The sequence below is a fragment of the Agromyces sp. GXQ0307 genome, from assembly GCF_044769845.1.
Lineage (GTDB): Bacteria > Actinomycetota > Actinomycetes > Actinomycetales > Microbacteriaceae > Agromyces.
Genome location: NZ_JBIZVY010000001.1, coordinates 135,448 through 151,918, shown reverse-complemented (window position 1 = coordinate 151,918; position 16,471 = coordinate 135,448). Strand labels below are relative to the sequence as shown.

The 16,471-nt window shown below is 71.7% G+C and carries 16 protein-coding genes; 13 read left to right on the top strand and 3 right to left on the bottom strand.

The window, feature by feature from the left end:
- The first annotated feature begins 20 nt into the window (after positions 1 to 20).
- From ACIQH8_RS00745 to ACIQH8_RS00725, 5 genes are all read left to right on the top strand, one after another.
- Positions 21 to 1,580: an aldehyde dehydrogenase family protein gene (locus ACIQH8_RS00745; protein WP_400993567.1), complete on the top strand. Its 1,560-nt coding sequence runs from the start codon at positions 21 to 23 to the stop codon at positions 1,578 to 1,580.
- Complete coding sequence (locus tag ACIQH8_RS00740; protein ID WP_400993564.1) at positions 1,577 to 2,437, top strand: aldehyde dehydrogenase family protein; 861 nt, start codon at positions 1,577 to 1,579, stop codon at positions 2,435 to 2,437. Before ACIQH8_RS00745 ends, ACIQH8_RS00740 begins: the two co-directional genes overlap by 4 nt.
- 10 nt (positions 2,438 to 2,447) lie before the next feature.
- Positions 2,448 to 2,687 (top strand): hypothetical protein, encoded by a 240-nt coding sequence (locus ACIQH8_RS00735; RefSeq protein WP_400993561.1) that lies wholly within the window; start codon positions 2,448 to 2,450, stop codon positions 2,685 to 2,687.
- A 32-nt stretch (positions 2,688 to 2,719) separates the two neighbouring features.
- A complete protein-coding gene (locus tag ACIQH8_RS00730) occupies positions 2,720 to 4,234 on the top strand; it encodes an SDR family oxidoreductase (RefSeq protein WP_400993558.1) in 1,515 nt (504 codons plus the stop codon).
- A 67-nt stretch (positions 4,235 to 4,301) separates the two neighbouring features.
- Positions 4,302 to 5,246, top strand: coding sequence for a glycerophosphodiester phosphodiesterase (locus ACIQH8_RS00725; RefSeq protein WP_400993555.1), 945 nt, complete (start codon positions 4,302 to 4,304; stop codon positions 5,244 to 5,246).
- A 24-nt stretch (positions 5,247 to 5,270) separates the two neighbouring features.
- On the opposite strand, the gene ACIQH8_RS00720 is transcribed toward ACIQH8_RS00725, so the two are convergent.
- Complete coding sequence (locus tag ACIQH8_RS00720) at positions 5,271 to 5,828, bottom strand: O-acetyl-ADP-ribose deacetylase (RefSeq protein ID WP_400993553.1); 558 nt, start codon at positions 5,826 to 5,828, stop codon at positions 5,271 to 5,273.
- 7 nt (positions 5,829 to 5,835) lie between these two features.
- Positions 5,836 to 6,114 (bottom strand): metal-sensitive transcriptional regulator, encoded by a 279-nt coding sequence (locus tag ACIQH8_RS00715; RefSeq protein WP_400993551.1) that lies wholly within the window; start codon positions 6,112 to 6,114, stop codon positions 5,836 to 5,838.
- Between the two features lie 81 nt (positions 6,115 to 6,195).
- On the opposite strand from ACIQH8_RS00715, the gene ACIQH8_RS00710 reads away from it, so the two are divergent.
- A complete protein-coding gene (locus ACIQH8_RS00710; RefSeq protein WP_400993548.1) occupies positions 6,196 to 8,166 on the top strand; it encodes a DUF2207 family protein in 1,971 nt (656 codons plus the stop codon).
- 9 nt (positions 8,167 to 8,175) lie between these two features.
- On the opposite strand, the gene ACIQH8_RS00705 is transcribed toward ACIQH8_RS00710, so the two are convergent.
- Entirely contained in the window at positions 8,176 to 8,388 is a 213-nt protein-coding gene (locus ACIQH8_RS00705) for a hypothetical protein (protein WP_400993546.1), read from the bottom strand.
- A gap of 108 nt (positions 8,389 to 8,496) precedes the next feature.
- On the opposite strand from ACIQH8_RS00705, the gene ACIQH8_RS00700 reads away from it, so the two are divergent.
- The 7 genes from ACIQH8_RS00700 to ACIQH8_RS00670 all read left to right on the top strand — a co-directional run bounded on the left by ACIQH8_RS00700 (position 8,497) and on the right by ACIQH8_RS00670 (position 16,466).
- A complete protein-coding gene (locus ACIQH8_RS00700) occupies positions 8,497 to 9,228 on the top strand; it encodes a ZIP family metal transporter (RefSeq protein ID WP_400993543.1) in 732 nt (243 codons plus the stop codon).
- 223 nt (positions 9,229 to 9,451) lie between these two features.
- Positions 9,452 to 11,575: a DEAD/DEAH box helicase gene (locus ACIQH8_RS00695; protein WP_400993541.1), complete on the top strand. Its 2,124-nt coding sequence runs from the start codon at positions 9,452 to 9,454 to the stop codon at positions 11,573 to 11,575.
- 155 nt (positions 11,576 to 11,730) lie between these two features.
- Entirely contained in the window at positions 11,731 to 12,762 is a 1,032-nt protein-coding gene (locus ACIQH8_RS00690; RefSeq protein ID WP_400993539.1) for a 6-phosphofructokinase, read from the top strand.
- A gap of 4 nt (positions 12,763 to 12,766) precedes the next feature.
- The gene (locus tag ACIQH8_RS00685) at positions 12,767 to 13,264 is read left to right on the top strand and encodes an 8-oxo-dGTP diphosphatase (protein ID WP_400993536.1); all 498 of its coding nucleotides are present in this window, start codon (positions 12,767 to 12,769) and stop codon (positions 13,262 to 13,264) included.
- Positions 13,265 to 13,355: 91 nt separating this feature from the next.
- Positions 13,356 to 14,534, top strand: a complete 1,179-nt coding sequence (locus tag ACIQH8_RS00680) for an anion permease (RefSeq protein ID WP_400993534.1) — start codon at positions 13,356 to 13,358, stop codon at positions 14,532 to 14,534.
- Positions 14,531 to 14,866, top strand: a complete 336-nt coding sequence (locus tag ACIQH8_RS00675) for a peptidase (protein WP_400993531.1) — start codon at positions 14,531 to 14,533, stop codon at positions 14,864 to 14,866. Before ACIQH8_RS00680 ends, ACIQH8_RS00675 begins: the two co-directional genes overlap by 4 nt.
- Before the next feature lie 103 nt (positions 14,867 to 14,969).
- Entirely contained in the window at positions 14,970 to 16,466 is a 1,497-nt protein-coding gene (locus tag ACIQH8_RS00670) for an NCS2 family permease (protein WP_400993529.1), read from the top strand.
- The last annotated feature ends 5 nt before the right edge of the window (positions 16,467 to 16,471 follow it).

Below are 16,471 nucleotides of genomic sequence, written 5' to 3'. Positions count from 1 at the left end.
GAACCGGAAGGTTCCACAACATGAGCTTCCTCGAATACGCACCCGCCCCCGAGTCGCGGGCGATCCTCTCGCTCCGCGACAGCTACGGCCTCTTCATCGACGGCGAGTTCGTCGACGGCAGGGGCACCCCGTTCCAGTCGATCTCGCCCGCGAGCGAGGAGAAGATCGCGACGATCGCGAACGCGAACGCCGCCGACGTCGACGCCGCCGTCGCCGCCGCCCGACGTGCCCACGACCGCGTCTGGTCGCGCATGTCGGGCCGCGACCGCGGCAAGTACCTCTTCCGCATCGCGCGGCTGATCCAGGAGCGCGCCCGCGAACTCGCCGTCGCCGAGTCGCTCGACAACGGCAAGCCGATCAAGGAGTCGCGCGACGTCGACGTGCCCCTCGTCGCGGCCTGGTTCTTCTACTACGCCGGCTGGGCCGACAAGCTCGACCACGCGGGCCTCGGCGCGAACCCGAGGGCGCTCGGCGTCGCCGCACAGGTGATCCCGTGGAACTTCCCGCTGCTGATGCTCGCGTGGAAGATCGCCCCGGCGCTCGCCGCGGGCAACACCGTCGTGCTGAAGCCCGCCGAGACCACGCCGCTGACGGCGCTCATCTTCGCCGAGATCGTGCAGCAGGCCGACCTGCCGCCGGGCGTCGTGAACATCATCACGGGCGCGGGCGACACGGGCGCTGCGCTCGTCGGCCACGACGACGTCGACAAGGTCGCGTTCACGGGCTCGACCGCGGTCGGCCGCGCGATCGCGAAGCAGGTCGCCGGCACCCACAAGAAGGTCACGCTCGAGCTCGGTGGCAAGGCCGCGAACATCGTGTTCGACGACGCGCCGATCGACCAGGCGATCGAGGGCATCGTCAACGGCATCTTCTTCAACCAGGGCCACGTGTGCTGCGCCGGGAGCCGCCTGCTCGTGCAGGAGTCCATCCACGACGAGGTCGTCGAGCGCCTGAAGACGCGCCTGTCGACGCTCCGCCTCGGCGACCCGCTCGACAAGAACACCGACATCGGCGCGATCAACTCCCGCGAGCAGCTCGACCGCATCCGCGAGCTCTCCGACGCGGGCGTGGCCGAGGGCGCCGACCGGTGGAGCGCGCCGTGCGAGATCCCCGAGAACGGCTTCTGGTACGCGCCGACGATCTTCACGAACGTGCAGACCTCCAACCGCATCGCGCGCGAGGAGATCTTCGGCCCCGTGCTCTCGGTGCTGACGTTCCGGACGCCGCAGGAGGCGATCGCCAAGGCGAACAACACGCCGTACGGCCTCTCGGCGGGAATCTGGACCGACAAGGGCAGCCGCATCCTCGCCGTCGCCGACCAGCTGCGTGCCGGCGTCGTGTGGGCGAACACGTTCAACCGCTTCGACCCGTCGAGCCCGTTCGGCGGCTACAAGGAGTCCGGCTACGGCCGCGAGGGCGGCCGGCACGGGCTCGGCGCGTACCTCGCGCCCGCGTCGGTCACGTCGAGCGCGCGCACCACGCCCCGCGCCGTGGAGGCCGCATCCGCGGCATCCGCCGACGAGAAGCCACGCCGCACCCGTCGACCTGCCAAGCCCGCGAAGAAGGGAGCCGCGAAGTGAGCCGCCTCGCCGTGCCCAAGACGTACAAGCTGTTCATCGGCGGCGCGTTCCCGCGCAGCGAGTCCGGTCGCACCTACGAGGTTCGCGCGGCCGACGGCGGGTTCCTCGCCAATGCCGCGAAGGCCTCGCGCAAGGACGCCCGCGACGCCGTGGTCGCCGCGCGCGGCGCGGTCGCCGGGTGGGCGGGCGCCACCGCGTACAACCGCGGCCAGGTGCTCTACCGCATCGCCGAGCTCCTCGAGGGTCGTCGCGCGCAGTTCGTCGCCGAGATCGAAGAGGCCGAGGGCCTCACTCGTGCGCAGGCCGGCGCCCAGGTCGACGAGGCCATCGACCGCTGGGTCTGGTACGCCGGCTGGGCCGACAAGTTCGCCCAGGTCGCGGGCAACGCCAACGCCGTCGCCGGCCCGTACTTCAACATCTCGGTGCCCGAGCCGACGGGCGTCGTCGCGATCGTCGCGCCGCAGGACTCGTCACTCGTCGGGTTCGTCTCCGCGATCGCGCCCGCGCTCGTGGCGGGCAACGCCGTCGTCGTGGTCGCGAGCGAGCGGTTCCCGCTCTCGGCGATCAGCCTCGCCGAGGTGCTCGCGACGAGCGACGTCCCGAAGGGCGTCGTCAACGTGCTGACGGGATCGCCCGCCGAGATCGCACCGTGGCTCGCGAGCCACGCCGACGTCAACGCGCTCGACCTCGTCGGCGCCGGAGACCTCGACTGGGTCGACCTCGAGATCGCGGCGGCCGACACGCTGAAGCGCGTGCTGCGACCCGAGCAGGGTCCGGATGCCGCGGCTCCGGCGCTCGACCGGATCGCCGCGTTCACCGAGACGAAGACGGTCTGGCACACGAAGAGCCTCCGGTAGGCGGTCGCGCATGTCCGGACGCAACGGGGCTTCCGACGAGCGCGGGCGCCTGGTGGTCGATCCGTTCGACTACCGGGTGACCGGGCACGGTGCGGTGATCGTCCTGCGCGGCGGCCGCCCGGTGATGACCGTGGGCGGGCGCTCCGCGGCGAAGCTCGTCGCGGCGCTCCAACGTGCGGACGATTCACAGGCGCAGCACCTCCTCGCTCGCGCGAGCGGTGACTATCGTCGGGGGAACGAGCACGGCTGAGGCCGTGCGACGCCGACGAGGGGAGGCCGCACGTGCGGGTCCTGGTGACCGGGGCGACCGGCTACATCGGCGGGCGCCTCGTGCCGCGTCTCGTCGCGGAGGGGCATGAGGTCCGCGTCATCGTCCGGCGTCCCGAACGACTGCGCGACGTGCCCTGGGCGACCGACGTCGAAGTGGTGGCCGGCGATCTGACGGACGCCGAGGCGGTCGACCGCGCCATGCGCGACATCGACGTCGTCTACTACCTCGTGCACTCGATGGGCGGGCGCGGCGACTTCGAGGACGTCGAGCTCGCGATCGCCCGGAACGTCGCCGAGCAGGCACGGGAGGGCGGCGTGCGGCGGATCGTCTACCTCGGCGGGCTGCACCCCGAAGGCGGGCGTCTGTCGCGGCACCTCCGGTCGCGTGTGCGGGTGGGGGAGATCCTGCTCGACTCCGGGGTGCCGACGATCGTGCTGCAGGCCGGGGTCGTGATCGGGTCGGGGTCGACCTCCTTCGAGATGATCCGCCACCTGACCGAGGTGCTGCCGTACATGCCCGCGCCGCGCTGGGTGCGCAACTTCATCCAGCCGATCGCCGTGCGCGACGTGCTGCACTACCTGATCCGCGCGGCCGACGTGCCGCCCGAGGTGAACCGCGCGTTCGACATCGGCGGGCCCGACGTGTTCCGCTACGGCCAGCTCATGAACGGGTACGCCGTCGAGGCCGGTCTCCGTCAGCGTCCGATCGCCGCGCTGCCCGTCCTGACCCCGTGGTTGGCCGGGCAGTGGGTGAACCTCGTCACGCCGATCCCGCGACGCCTCGCGGTGCCGATCATCGAGTCCCTCCAGTTCGACTGCGTCATGCGCGAGCACGACATCGACGACGTGATCCCGCCGCCTGCCGAGGGGCTCACGCCGTACCGCAGGGCGGTGCGACTCGCGCTCGAGCGCGAGCGCGAGGGCGAGGTCGAGACGAGCTGGCGCAACGCCGAGGTCGCGGGGGCTCCGAGCGACCCGTTGCCGAGCGATCCCGACTGGTCGGGCCACACGGTCTACACCGATCATCGGGAGCGTCGTTCGACCGCCCCGGTCGAGGCGCTGTTCGCGGTGATCGAGGGTGTCGGCGGCGAGAACGGCTGGTACTCGTTCCCACTCGCCTGGGCGGTGAGGGGCTGGATCGACAAGCTCTTCGGGGGCGTCGGGCTGCGGCGCGGGCGCCGGGACCCGGACACGCTGCACCCGGGCGACGCGGTCGACTTCTGGCGCGTCGAGCGCATCGAGCGGCCGCGCTTCCTCCGGTTGCGCGCGGAGATGCGCGTTCCAGGGCGGGCCTGGCTCGAGATGTCGGCCGAACCGGATGGCGCGGGCTCGCGCTACCGGCAGCGTGCGGTCTACTTCCCGAAGGGGCTCGCCGGGCGGCTGTACTGGTGGGCGGTGTTCCCGTTCCACGGAATCGTGTTCGCCGGCATGGCCAACCGGATCACCGCGGAGGCGGAGGCCGCCGCGTCGGCGTCGCGTCCGGTGGATGCCGCGACGACCGAACGGGAAACAGTAACGAAACGGTAACGGCCTTTGCTAGGGTGACCTGCACGGTCCCGCGCAAGGAGGCGCGGGTCGTGGAAAGGCCCCCTCCGTGCGTCCCACCCGAGACGCGGTCGTCCCAGCGACCGCGACCCCCGCTCGACCCCGCGCCCGCACCTTCCGCCCGCCGCGCCCGCTCATCCGGGTCCCGCTCGCCGTCGCGGGCATGGTGGCGATCGCCGCCACGCTCTGGGGCGTCTCCACGCCGACGGACGTGTACGCGATCGACGTCTTCGGCGCGCTCCGCCAGCCCGGTGACGCAGCGGCCATCATCGGTCACCGCGGCGACCGCTCCCAGGCTCCCGAGAACACGATGCCGGCGCTCGAACTCGCGATGGACGGGCTCGCCTACGTCGAGACCGATGTGCGGCTCACGCGCGACGGCGTGCCCGTGCTCTTCCACGACACCGACCTCGAGCGGATCGCCGGGCGCGATGCGCGGGTCGAGGATCTCGACCTCGATCGGCTCGAGCGGATCGATGCCGGCGCCTGGTACTCCACGGAGTGGGCGGGCGAGCGCATCCCCACCCTCGAGGCCTTCCTCGTGGCGCTGGCCGAGCGCGAGGACGCCCGCGCGCTCGTCGAACTCAAGGCCGACTGGACCCCGGGCGAGGTGCGGAGCGTGCTCGACCTCGTCGAACGCCACGGACTGCGGGCTCGGGTCGTGTTGCAGAGTTTCAGCATCGAGACGCTCCAGTCCATCCAGCGCGTGTCGCCGACCACGCCGCGCATCATGCTGATCCGCGAACTTCCGGCCGACCCGGTGCCGCTCGCGGAGCAGCTCGGGCTCATCGGCTTCGGCACCACCGCGGCATCCGTCACCGCGGCGCCCGAGGCGATCGACGCCGCGCATCTGGCCGGCCTCGCCGTGCTCTGCTACACCCTCAACAGCCAGGACCGCTGGGAGGAGGTGAGCGCGCTCGGGGTCGACGGGATCATCACCGACCAGCCGAGCGACCTCGACGCGTGGATCGCCTCGACCTCACCAGGGACCTGAGACGCCGCTGGCCCGGTGGCGCGGTCAGCGCACGACGATCACGTCGGCGCCGAGTCGCGTCGCGGCCGCCGCGAACGCGGCGTGCATGCGCTCCGAGAAGAGCACGAACCTGACGAGCCCGGGCGCGGCGTCGGCGGCGGCTGCGGCGGCGGTGCCGACGGCGACCTCGGCCGCGTCGTCGGCGGGCCAGCCGTACACGCCCGCCGACACCGCGGGCAGGGCGACCGACGCGGCCCCGAGCTCGGCCGCGAGCCCGAGCGAGTTGCGATAGGCGCGCTCGAGGAGTTCCCGACGCCGCATCGCCTCCGGGCCCTCGCCGGGCCACACCGGTCCGACGGTGTGCACCACCCAGCGCGCAGCGAGCCGGCCGCCGGTCGTCGCCACGGCGTCGCCCGTCGGCAGTCCGTCCGGGAGCGTCGTCTCCCGCAGCCGGCGGCAGGCGGCGAGGATCTCGGGCCCGCCCGCGCGGTGGATCGCTCCGTCGACGCCCCCGCCACCGAGCAACGACGAGTTCGCGGCATTCACGATCGCATCGACGCGCTCCCGCGTGAGGTCGCCCGCGACGAGCTCGATCCGCGGCATCCGGGGGTCAGCCCCGGTTGTTGGAGAGTTCGAAGATGCGCACGAGCTCGGCGACCGCCGCCTCGCGCTGGTCGCCGCCCTCCTCGTACATGTGCGACACATGGGTGCGGAGGTGGTTCTCGACGAGGAGCTTGTTGAGCGACCCGAGGGACTTCTGGACCGCGAGCGACAGCGTGATGATGTCGATGCAGTAGTCGTCGTTCTCGATCATCTTCTCGATGCCGCGGAGCTGGCCCTCGATGATCTTCGTCCGGTGCAGCGCCCGCTTCTTGATGTCCTCGATCACCCCGTCAGGATACGCCCGCACGCGGGCCGGAGGGTCGGTCGAACGGATGACGCGGAGCGCCGTGTTCGCTAGCGTGATCGCATGACGACCCCGCGTCCGGTCAGGCGCCAGCTCCTCGTCGCGGCGAGCGCACTGGCGGCGCTCGCGCTCGGGATCGGCCCCGCCGTGTCGGCGGCCGCAGCGCCGTCGCCGATCGTCGTCGCATCTGACACGCGGCCCGTCGGCCGGCCGATGGCCGCGGTCGCGGCCGACGTCGACGACTTCACGTTCGCGAGCTTCGACGCGGTCTACGAGCTCGGCCGCGACGACGACGGCCGCTCCACGCTCCGCACGACCGAGACCCTCGTCGCGGTGTTCCCCGAGTACGACCAGAACCGTGGCATCCGTCGCGCCATCCCGCGGACCTACAACGGGCATCCGACCGACATCCGCATTCGCTCCGTCGTCGACCAGGACGGCGTGCCGCGATCCTTCGAGACCGAGCGCAGCGAGGACGGCGAGTTCGAGCTCGTCACGATCGCCGCCGACGACTTCGTGCACGGCGAGCAGACGTACGTGATCACGTACGACCAGCGGAACGTCACGTTCGATCCCGACGACCTCGACCTGCAGGAGTTCTACTGGGACGTCAACGGCACCGGGTGGCGCCAGCCGTTCGGCGTCGTCAGGGCCGAGGTGCGCCTCGAGCCCGACCTCGTCGAGGCGTTCACCGGCGACGTCGCCTGCTACAGCGGCTACGAGGGCTCCAGCACGCCGTGCGCGAGCCTCGAGGTGCAGCCCGACGGCGAGCCGATCGTCGTCGCGCGGGCCGACGCCCTCGGTCCGTACCAGAACCTCACCGTGGCGCTCGGGTTCACGGCCGGCACCTTCGAGCCGCGCGACGAGCGGTTCACGTCCTCGCCCGCGGCCATGACCTCCCTCCTCGGTGCACTCGCGGCCGTCGCGGTGGCGGTCACCGCCGGGGTGATGCGTGCGACACGATGGCGCGACCATCCGGGCCGCGGGGTGATCATCGCGGAGTACGAGCCGCCCGAGCGGCTGACGCTCATGGAGGCGGCCGACCTCGTCAAGGCGGCATCCAAGGGCATCACGGCCACGCTGCTCGCCGAGGCGGTCGATCGCCGGGTGCGGGTCATCGAGACCGGTTCCCGCAAGTACTCCGTCCAGCTCGCCGCTCCCATCGAGGGCGCGGACCGCGACGCGTCGGCCGTCCTCCGGGCCGTGTTCGGACCGATGGCGCCGATCGGCTCGCGGCGCGACCTGAAGTCGCGGGATGCCGCGCTCGGCACGAAGCTCGCCCGGCTGCGGACGTCCGTGCGCTCCCGGGTCGAGCGCGAGGGCCTGCGGCGCAAGCCGGATCGTGGCGTGCGGAGCCTGCTGTCGCTGCTCGCGATCGGCGCGGCCGTCCTCGCCGCCGTGTTCGGGTTCATCGCCCTCGACGAGCGGATGGGCGGCGGATGGCCCTGGCTCACGATCCTCGTCGCCGGCGCAGCGGTGTTCGTCACGTTCGGCCTCGTCGGCGTCGTCCGGCCGCTCACCGAGCGCGGGCGCGCCCTGCGCGACCACCTCGAGGGACTGCGCGAGTACATCCGGCTCGCCGAGGCCGACCGCCTTCGCGTCCTCCAGTCGCCGACCGGTGCTGAGCGCGCGCCGATGCCGGCGCTCGACATCCCGCCGCCCGCACCCGGCGCGATCCCGAGCGGTCTGCCCGCACCGGTCGGGAGCCGGCCGATTCGCGCCGACGGGACGCCCGACCCCGAGGCCGTGCTCCGGCTCAACGAGCGGCTCCTGCCGTACTCGGTGCTCTTCGGGATGGAACGGGAGTGGAGCCAGGTGCTCGCATCGCTCTACGCCGAGCAGGGGCGCGAGCCCGACTGGTACTCCGGCCGGAGCGGCTTCCACGCGGGGTACTTCGCCGCGAGCGTGAGTTCCTTCAGCAGCGTCTCGAGCACGAGCTGGTCGGGCTCGTCGTCGAGCTCGTCGTCGGGCGGCTCGGGCGGCGGCGGCTCCTCCGGCGGCGGAGGCGGCGGCGGGGGCGGCGGCGGCGTCTGACCCGCGCGGTCACTCCTCGTCGGCGGCCGGGGCGCGCTCGTCGGGCAGCACCACGCGGCGTTCGGCGTCGATGCCGACGACGTCGTCGTCCGCATCCGGGCCGACGGGGCGCTCGTCCTCGTCCTCGTCGGGCATGGGCTCGGGCGGGAGCTCGCCGTCCTGTGCGACCTGGAACTCGTGATCGTCGGCGATGCCTCCGCCGACCCCCGTCGACTCGTCCATGGCACGAGCGTAACCGCGGATCACGCGCGGCGACAGTACCGAGGTCCCGCGGGGCCGACGCCCGGTGCGGCACTCCGGCTCCGTGGCGCCCGGGCGTAGGCTCCCGCCATGTCGGAGTGGATCTGGGCGGCCCTCGCCGGCCTCGCCGCGGGTGGCGCCCTGCTCGTGGGAGCGATCGTCGCGTGGGTCGTCGAGGTACCCCGCGCCGTCGTGGCGGCGACGCTGGCCTTCGGATCCGGCGTGCTCATCTCGGCGCTCGCGTTCGACCTCGTGCTCGAGGCGCAGGAGGAGGGCGGGTTCTGGCCGACCGTCGTGGGCTTCGGGCTCGGCGCCATCCTCTACGTCGTCGCCAACCACCAGCTCGATCGGTTCGACCAGCGCAATCGTCGCGGGAGCGGGGAGGATCCCGGCACGGGCACGGGCATCGCCGTGGGCGCGCTGCTCGACGGCATCCCGGAATCGGCGGTGCTGGGCCTCAGCATGCTGGGCGGTTCGGGAGTGAGCGTCCCGGTGCTCGCGGCGATCGTGATCTCGAACGTCCCGGAAGGGCTCAGCTCGACGGCAGCGCTCAAGGCCTCGGGTCGTACGGCGCGGCAGACGATGGTGCTGTGGTCGGGCATCGCACTCGCCTGCACCCTGGCCTCGCTCGGCGGGTTCCTGCTCCTTGCGGACGTGAGCGGAGCCGTCCTCGCCGGGATCACCTCGTTCGCGGCGGGTGCGATGCTCGCGATGATCTCCGACACCATGATCCCGGAGGCGTTCCGGACCGAGCAGCGCCTCACGGGACTGCTCGCGACCCTCGGCTTCCTGCTCAGCTTCGCGCTGCACCAGGTCGCCTGAGGCGCGGCATTCGCGTCGATCGCGCCACCGCGCGTAGAATGGCCGAGGCGCTCGACGGATCCATCCATCGACCGACGGCTGGGGGAACTCGCTCCGCCATGCTCGGCCTCTCCGGATCCGGCGCACCACGACGGCCTCGACATCCGATCCCGTCGGCCGGTGCCGACCACTCGCCCGTGGTCCCGATCGCCGGATCCCATCGGGCCCAGACAGGGGAGGACCATTGGCCCAGACGAGGCAGCGGCAGCGCACGCGCTCGCGTGACGACGACGCGCCCATCATCCCGATCCTCGCGCGCAAGGTGCGCGAGGTCGAGCAGAAGGCCCAGAAGAACAAGCTGGGCCCCACGAACCGCACCAAGTTCCAGGTCATCGCGCTGCTCATGCGCGAGGAGCGGGCTCGCGTCAAGGGCGACACGGAGATCGGCGACGGCGCGCGCGCCGAGCTGCTGAAGCGCCTCGACGGCATCGCGCAGATCCTGGCGAAGACCGCGGCGCGCGATACGAGCCTCATCACGCTGCTCGAGCCAGATGCGTCGATCTCGACGGTCGCGCAGCGGTTCCGCCGCGACTGGCTCCTCGAGTCCGGCGCCGAGCTCAGCGAGGACGAACTGATCATCGTCCGCGAGCCGGCACCGGCGCCCGAGATCGCGGTCAACCAGGTCATCCCGCCGTCGGTGAAGTCCCGGCAGCTCGCGAACCCGTTCCTCGCACCCGACTTCAGCCGCGCCGACCACCACGTCGTGCCCGCCAGGAGGCTCGCGAACTGGGAGCTCCTCGGACCGCTGTTCAAGTCGTTCGAATCGGGCTCCGGCGGCCAGGCGGCATCCATGGAGCTGCCCGAGGCGCCGAAGGTCGACCGTCTCGCGCCGCGGGGCCTCGAGCTGATGCCGCATCAGGCGCGCTTCATCGAGTCGGCGCGCGAGGGGCACCGCACGTTCCTGCTGGCCGACGAGCCGGGCCTCGGCAAGACCGCCCAGTCGGTGCTCGCGGCATCCGTCGCCGACGCCTACCCGCTGCTCGCCGTCGTGCCGAACGTCGTGAAGATGAACTGGGCGCGCGAGGTCGAGCAGTGGACGCCGCACCGCCGCGCAACCGTGATCCACGGCGACGGCGACACGGTCGACGCGTTCGCCGACGTGGTCGTCGTGAACTACGACATCCTCGACCGGCACATGTCGTGGTTGTCGACCATGGGCTTCCGGGGCATGGTCGTGGACGAGGCGCACTTCATCAAGAACCTGCAGTCGCAGCGTTCGCGCAACGTGCTCGCGCTCGCCGAGCGCATCCGCTCGAACACGCCCGGCGGCGACCCGCTGCTGCTGGCGCTCACGGGCACGCCGCTCATCAACGACGTCGACGACTTCCGCGCGATCTGGCAGTTCCTCGGCTGGATCGTCGGCGACAAGCCCTCGCCCGAACTCCTCGGCAAGCTCGAGGAGACGGGCCTCACGCCCGCCGAGCCGGGGTTCTACGCCGAGGCGCGCCGCACGGTGATCGACCTCGGGATCGTGCGCCGCCGCAAGGTCGACGTCGCCGCCGACCTGCCCGACAAGCGCATCGCGGACCTCCACGTCGAACTCGACGACGAGCTCGGCCGCTCGATCCGCGCCGCCGAACGCGAACTCGGGAACCGGCTCGCGAGCCGATTCCGGGCCCTCGTCGAGTCGCGCAAGCTCCGCGTGGGCGACCTCGACGAGCTCGAGCGCGACCAGTACATCCGCGCGGTGGCGCTCTCCGAGCTCGAGGAGTCGAAGTCGTCGAAGTCGGGCGAGAACGTCTTCACGATGGTGCGACGCATCGGCCAGGCGAAGGCCGGCCTCGCGGCGGACTACGCCGCGCAGCTCGCCCGCTCGGCCGGCAAGGTCGTCTTCTTCGCCAAGCACATCGACGTCATGGACCAGGCCGAGGCCGCCTTCGCGGCGCGGGAGCTGCGCACGGTGTCGATCCGCGGCGACCAGACCGCGGTCGCGCGCCAGCAGGCGATCGACGCGTTCAACACCGAGGCGGATGTCTCGATCGCGGTCTGCTCGCTCACCGCGGCCGGCGTCGGGGTGAACCTGCAGTCGGCGTCGAACGTCGTGCTGGCCGAGCTCAGCTGGACCGCGGCGGAGCAGACGCAGGCGATCGACCGCGTGCACCGCATCGGCCAGGACGAGCCCGTCACGGCGTGGCGGATCATCGCCGCGCACACGGTCGACGCGCGCATCGCGGAGCTCATCGACCAGAAGCAGGGCCTCGCGCTGCGCGCGCTCGACGGCAGCGACGTCGAGCCCGGCTCGGCCGACTCGGTGCAGCTCGACGCCCTGCAGCACCTGCTCCGGCAGGCGCTCGACGGCGCCCTGTGACGCCGGGGCCGCGGCATCCGCTCGCCGTCGCGCGCGCCGACGGCGGCTCGGCACGACGCGACCGGATGCCGCGCGCCCCGCTAGACTCCGTGACGTTCGCGCCTCGATGATGCGGCACCCCCGCGAACGATCCACCTCATGAGGAGTCATCAGGCATGAAGATCGGCATTCTGACGAGCGGCGGCGACTGCCCCGGGCTGAACGCGGTCATCCGCGGTTCCGTGCTCAAGGGCGTCATCTCGCACGAGGCGGAGTTCGTCGGGTTCCGCTGGGGCTGGCGCGGCGTGGTCGAGCGCGACATCATGCCGATCACCCGCCACGACGTCCGCGGCCTCTCGAAGCAGGGCGGCACGATCCTGGGCTCGAGCCGCACGAATCCCTTCGAGGGCGAGCAGGGCGGCCCCGAGAACATCCGCCGCATGCTCGACGACGAGGGCATCGATGCGATCATCGCCATCGGCGGCGAGGGCACGCTCACGGCGGCCCGCCGACTGTGGGACGAGGGCGGCATCCCCGTCATCGGCGTCCCGAAGACGATCGACAACGACCTCGCCGCGACCGACTACTCGTTCGGGTTCGACACGGCCGTCGAGATCGCGACGGAGGCCATCGACCGCCTGCGCACGACCGCCGAGTCGCACAACCGCGCGATCGTGCTCGAGGTCATGGGCCGCCACGTCGGCTGGATCGCCCTGCACTCCGGCATGGCCGGAGGCGCGCACGCGATCCTGATCCCCGAGCAGCCGATGGGTATCGACGAGATCTGCGAGTACGTCGAGTCGGTGCGCGACCGCGGCCGTGCGCCCCTCATCGTGGTCGCCGAGGGCTTCAAGCTCGACACCATGGATGAGGCGCACTCGCACCTCGGCCTCGACGCGTTCAACCGGCCGCGACTCGGCGGTATCGCCGAGAAGCTCGCGCCCATGATCGAGGAGCGCACCGGCATCGAGTCGCGGCACACCGTGCTCGGCCACATCCAGCGCGGCGGCGCGCCGTCGGCGTACGACCGCGTCCTCGCCACGCGACTCGGCATGGCCGCGGTCGACGCCGCGGTCGACCGTGCCTGGGGCAGCATGGTGACCCTTCGCGGCACCGACATCGCGCGGGTCTCGATCGCGGATGCGACGGGCGGCCTGAACGTCGTGCCGCAGTCGCGCTACGACGAGGCGCGGATCCTCTTCGGCTGAGCGGATGTCGGCTGAGCGGATGCCGCTGCCGGAGGTCTGCGTCTGCTACGTCCTCCGCGAGGTCGGCGGACGCACAGAGGTGCTGCTCGGCCGGAAGAAGCACGGCCTCGGAGCGGGCAACTACGTGGGGCTCGGCGGCAAGCTCGAGCCGGGGGAGTCGGCCGTCGACGCCGCGGTGCGCGAGGTCGAGGAGGAGTCGGGGCTCGTCGTCGCGGCCGGCGACCTGGAGGCGCGGGGGCGCCTGACCTACCTCTTCCCGCACCGCGAGGCGTGGAGCCAGGCCTCGAACGTGTTCGTGGTCCGGCGCTTCGCCGGCGATCCGGTGCCCTCCGACGAACTCGACCCCGAGTGGTTCGGCCTCGACGACGTTCCGTTCGCCGAGATGTGGGACGACGCGCGCCGGTGGCTGCCCGACGTGCTCGCGGGCGGGACGGTCGGCCGGACCTACGTGTTCGGCGAGGACCTCGCGACCGTGGTGGATGAGCTCGATCACGTCGCGTAGGATCGACGGGGCTCGGCGCTCGCCGAATTCCGCAACCCACCTCCCGTGAACATCCGGCGAACCCCGGTCCGCCGACGACAGAAAGACGCCGGTGGATCTCACCCTCATCGTCGTGCTGGTCATCGCGCTGGCGCTCTTCTTCGACTTCACGAACGGCTTCCACGACACGGCCAACGCGATGGCGACGCCGATCGCGACGGGTGCGCTGCGCCCGAAGGTCGCCGTGGCGCTCGCGGCCGTCCTCAACCTGGTCGGCGCCTTCCTCTCGACCGAGGTGGCGAAGACCATCTCGGGCGGGCTCATCCGCGAGGGTGAGAACGGCGTGTTCATCACGCCCGAGCTCATCTTCGCCGGCCTCATCGGCGCCATCACCTGGAACATGGTGACGTGGCTGCTCGGCCTGCCGTCGTCCTCGAGCCACGCCCTGTTCGGCGGGCTCATCGGCGCGGCACTCGTCGGCTTCGGCATCCAGGCCATCGACGGCGGCGTCGTCCTGTCGAAGATCATCCTGCCCGCGCTGCTCGCACCGCTGACCGCCGGCCTCGTGGCGTTCGCGGCGACCAAGCTCGCGTACGCGATCACTCGGCGCTACGACGGCAAGCCCGACGGCCGCGACGGGTTCCGGCATGCGCAGATCTTCTCCAGCTCACTGGTCGCGCTCGCGCACGGCACGAATGATGCGCAGAAGACGATGGGCGTCATCACGCTCACGCTCATCTCCGTCGGCGCGCAGCCGGTCGGATCGGGGCCGGAGTTCTGGGTCGTCGTGACCTGTGCCGTCGCGATCGCGCTCGGCACGTACATGGGCGGATGGCGCATCATCAAGACGCTCGGCACGGGCCTCACCGACGTCAAGCCGGCGCAGGGGTTCGCGTCCGAGACCGCGACGGCGGCGACCATCCTCGCGTCCAGCCACCTCGGCTTCGCGCTGTCGACCACGCAGGTCGCCTCCGGTTCGGTCATCGGCTCCGGCCTCGGCCGTCGCGGTTCGAAGGTGCGATGGCGCACCGCGGGGCGGATCGGCATCGGCTGGATCCTCACCCTGCCGGCCGCGGGCGGCGTCGGCGCGCTCGCCGCGCTCGTCGCCACCATGGGCGTCGTCGGCGTCCTGATCGACGCGGTCGCGGCCGCCGTCATCATCGGCGGGATCTTCCTGTGGTCGCGCCGCGACGAGGTGTCGCACCGGAACGTGCTCAGCGAGGTGGCCGACTCCGGCCGCGCCGTGAAGATCAAGCGCAGCCCCGAGCCGAAGCGGAAGGTGACCTCGTGATCGACTGGATCTCGTTCGTGATCGTGCTCGTCGCCTCGCTCGTCGGCGCGAGCGTCGTCGTGAGCGCGTACGCCCTCGGCATCCGCCTGCTCACCATCGGCGGTCGTACGCCCGTGGTGGCCCCGGCGGAGTTCACCGACGCCATCACCGTGATCACGCCGGAGGAGGCGGCGAAGGCCGCCAAGCGGGCCGCGAAGGCGGCGCGCAAGAGCCCGCTGACCGACGGTCAGAAGCGGATGGCGGTGGTCGGCGCCTGGGCGTGCTTCGCGCTGAGCGGCCTCGCCGTCCTCTACGGCATCTACCTCATCGTGCCCGCACTCCACGGCGGCTGAGCCGCCCTCTCCATCGTCGGGCCACCGTCGTCCCGCGCCGCTCGCAGAAGCGGAACCAGACCGATGTGCGCCGAACGCGCACCCCGACCAGACACTGGACGACATGACCCTCCGACCCGACACCGAGACGACGACCGAGCCCGGAGCCGCCTCCGCGACCTCCGGCCCGCCCGCCCCGAGGAACCCCCTCGACCGCTTCTTCGAGATCACGCGACGCGGCTCGACGATCCCCGCCGAGATCCGCGGCGGCGTCGTGACGTTCGTGACGATGGCGTACATCGTCATCCTGAACCCGATCATCCTCTCGAGCGGCACGGATGTCGCGGGCGAGAACCTCGGTTTCGCCCAGGTCGCCGCCGTGACCGCGCTCACCGCCGGCGTCATGACGATCCTTTTCGGCGTCGTCGCGCGTCTGCCGTTCGCGTTCGCCGCCGGCCTCGGCATCAACTCCTTCCTCGCGGTGTCGGTCGTCGGCCAGGTCACCTGGGCCGAGGCGATGGGCCTCGTGCTCGTCAACGGCCTCATCATCGTGCTGCTCGCGGCCACGGGCCTCCGGCGGCTCATCTTCGAGGCCGTCCCCATGCCGCTGAAGCTCGCGATCACCGTCGGGATCGGCCTGTTCATCGCGTTCATCGGCTTCGTCGACGCCGGACTCGTGACGGCGACCGGTGCGTCCTCCCCACCCGTCGGCCTCGGCGTGGACGGATCGGTGGGCACGATCCCGACCGTCGTGTTCGTGGTCACGCTGCTCCTGACCGGTGTGCTCGTCGCCCGCAGGGTCAAGGGCGGCATCCTCATCGGCCTGCTCTCGGGCACCGTGCTCGCCATCGTCCTCGAGGCCGTCCTCGACCTCGGCCCGAAGTTCGGCGCCGACGGATCCGTCAACCCGCAGGGATGGGGCCTCTCGGTGCCCGAGCTGCCCGCGCAGTGGGTGGGTCTGCCCGACCTGTCCCTCGTCGGCCAGGTCAGCTTCGGCAGCTTCGAACGGATCGGCGTGCTCGCCGCGCTCATGCTCGTCTTCACGCTCGTGTTCACGAACTTCTTCGACGCCCTCGGCACGATGACGGGCCTGTCGAAGGAGGCCGGCGTCGCGGACGCGAAGGGCGAGTTCCCGCGCCTGCGTTCCGCGCTCGTCGTCGAGGGCGTCGGCGCCGTCGCGGGCGGCTTCACGTCGAGCTCGTCGAACACGGTCTTCATCGAGTCCGGCTCGGGTATCGGCGAGGGTGCGCGCACGGGCCTGGCGAACCTGGTGACCGGCGCGCTGTTCCTCCTCGCGATGTTCCTCACGCCGCTGACCTCCGTCGTGCCGTCCGAGGTCGCCGCGGCCGCGCTCGTCATCGTGGGTGCGCTCATGATGTCGCAGATCCGCGAGATCGACTTCGGCGACTTCAGCGTGCTGCTCCCGGTGTTCCTGACCGTCACGGTCATGCCGCTCACCTACTCGATCGCGAACGGCATCGGCGCGGGATTCATCAGCTGGGTGATCGTCCGCTCGCTCTCCGGGAAGGCGAAGGAGATCAGCCCACTGCTCTGGGTCGTCGCCGCGGGGTTCGTGATCTACTTCGCACGCGGGCCGGTCGAGGCGCTGCTCGCCGGCTGAGCATG

Bases quoted from the DNA above. Each gene is read 5' to 3' on its own strand.
- ACIQH8_RS00745 (WP_400993567.1), top strand. From the start codon at position 21: ATGAGCTTCCTCGAATACGCACCCGCCCCCGAGTCGCGGGCGATCCTC.
- ACIQH8_RS00735 (WP_400993561.1), top strand. From the start codon at position 2,448: ATGTCCGGACGCAACGGGGCTTCCGACGAGCGCGGGCGCCTGGTGGTC.
- ACIQH8_RS00720 (WP_400993553.1), bottom strand. From the start codon at position 5,828: ATGCCGCGGATCGAGCTCGTCGCGGGCGACCTCACGCGGGAGCGCGTC.
- ACIQH8_RS00710 (WP_400993548.1), top strand. From the start codon at position 6,196: ATGACGACCCCGCGTCCGGTCAGGCGCCAGCTCCTCGTCGCGGCGAGC.
- ACIQH8_RS00705 (WP_400993546.1), bottom strand. From the start codon at position 8,388: ATGGACGAGTCGACGGGGGTCGGCGGAGGCATCGCCGACGATCACGAG.
- ACIQH8_RS00700 (WP_400993543.1), top strand. From the start codon at position 8,497: ATGTCGGAGTGGATCTGGGCGGCCCTCGCCGGCCTCGCCGCGGGTGGC.
- ACIQH8_RS00690 (WP_400993539.1), top strand. From the start codon at position 11,731: ATGAAGATCGGCATTCTGACGAGCGGCGGCGACTGCCCCGGGCTGAAC.
- ACIQH8_RS00685 (WP_400993536.1), top strand. From the start codon at position 12,767: ATGTCGGCTGAGCGGATGCCGCTGCCGGAGGTCTGCGTCTGCTACGTC.
- ACIQH8_RS00670 (WP_400993529.1), top strand. From the start codon at position 14,970: ATGACCCTCCGACCCGACACCGAGACGACGACCGAGCCCGGAGCCGCC.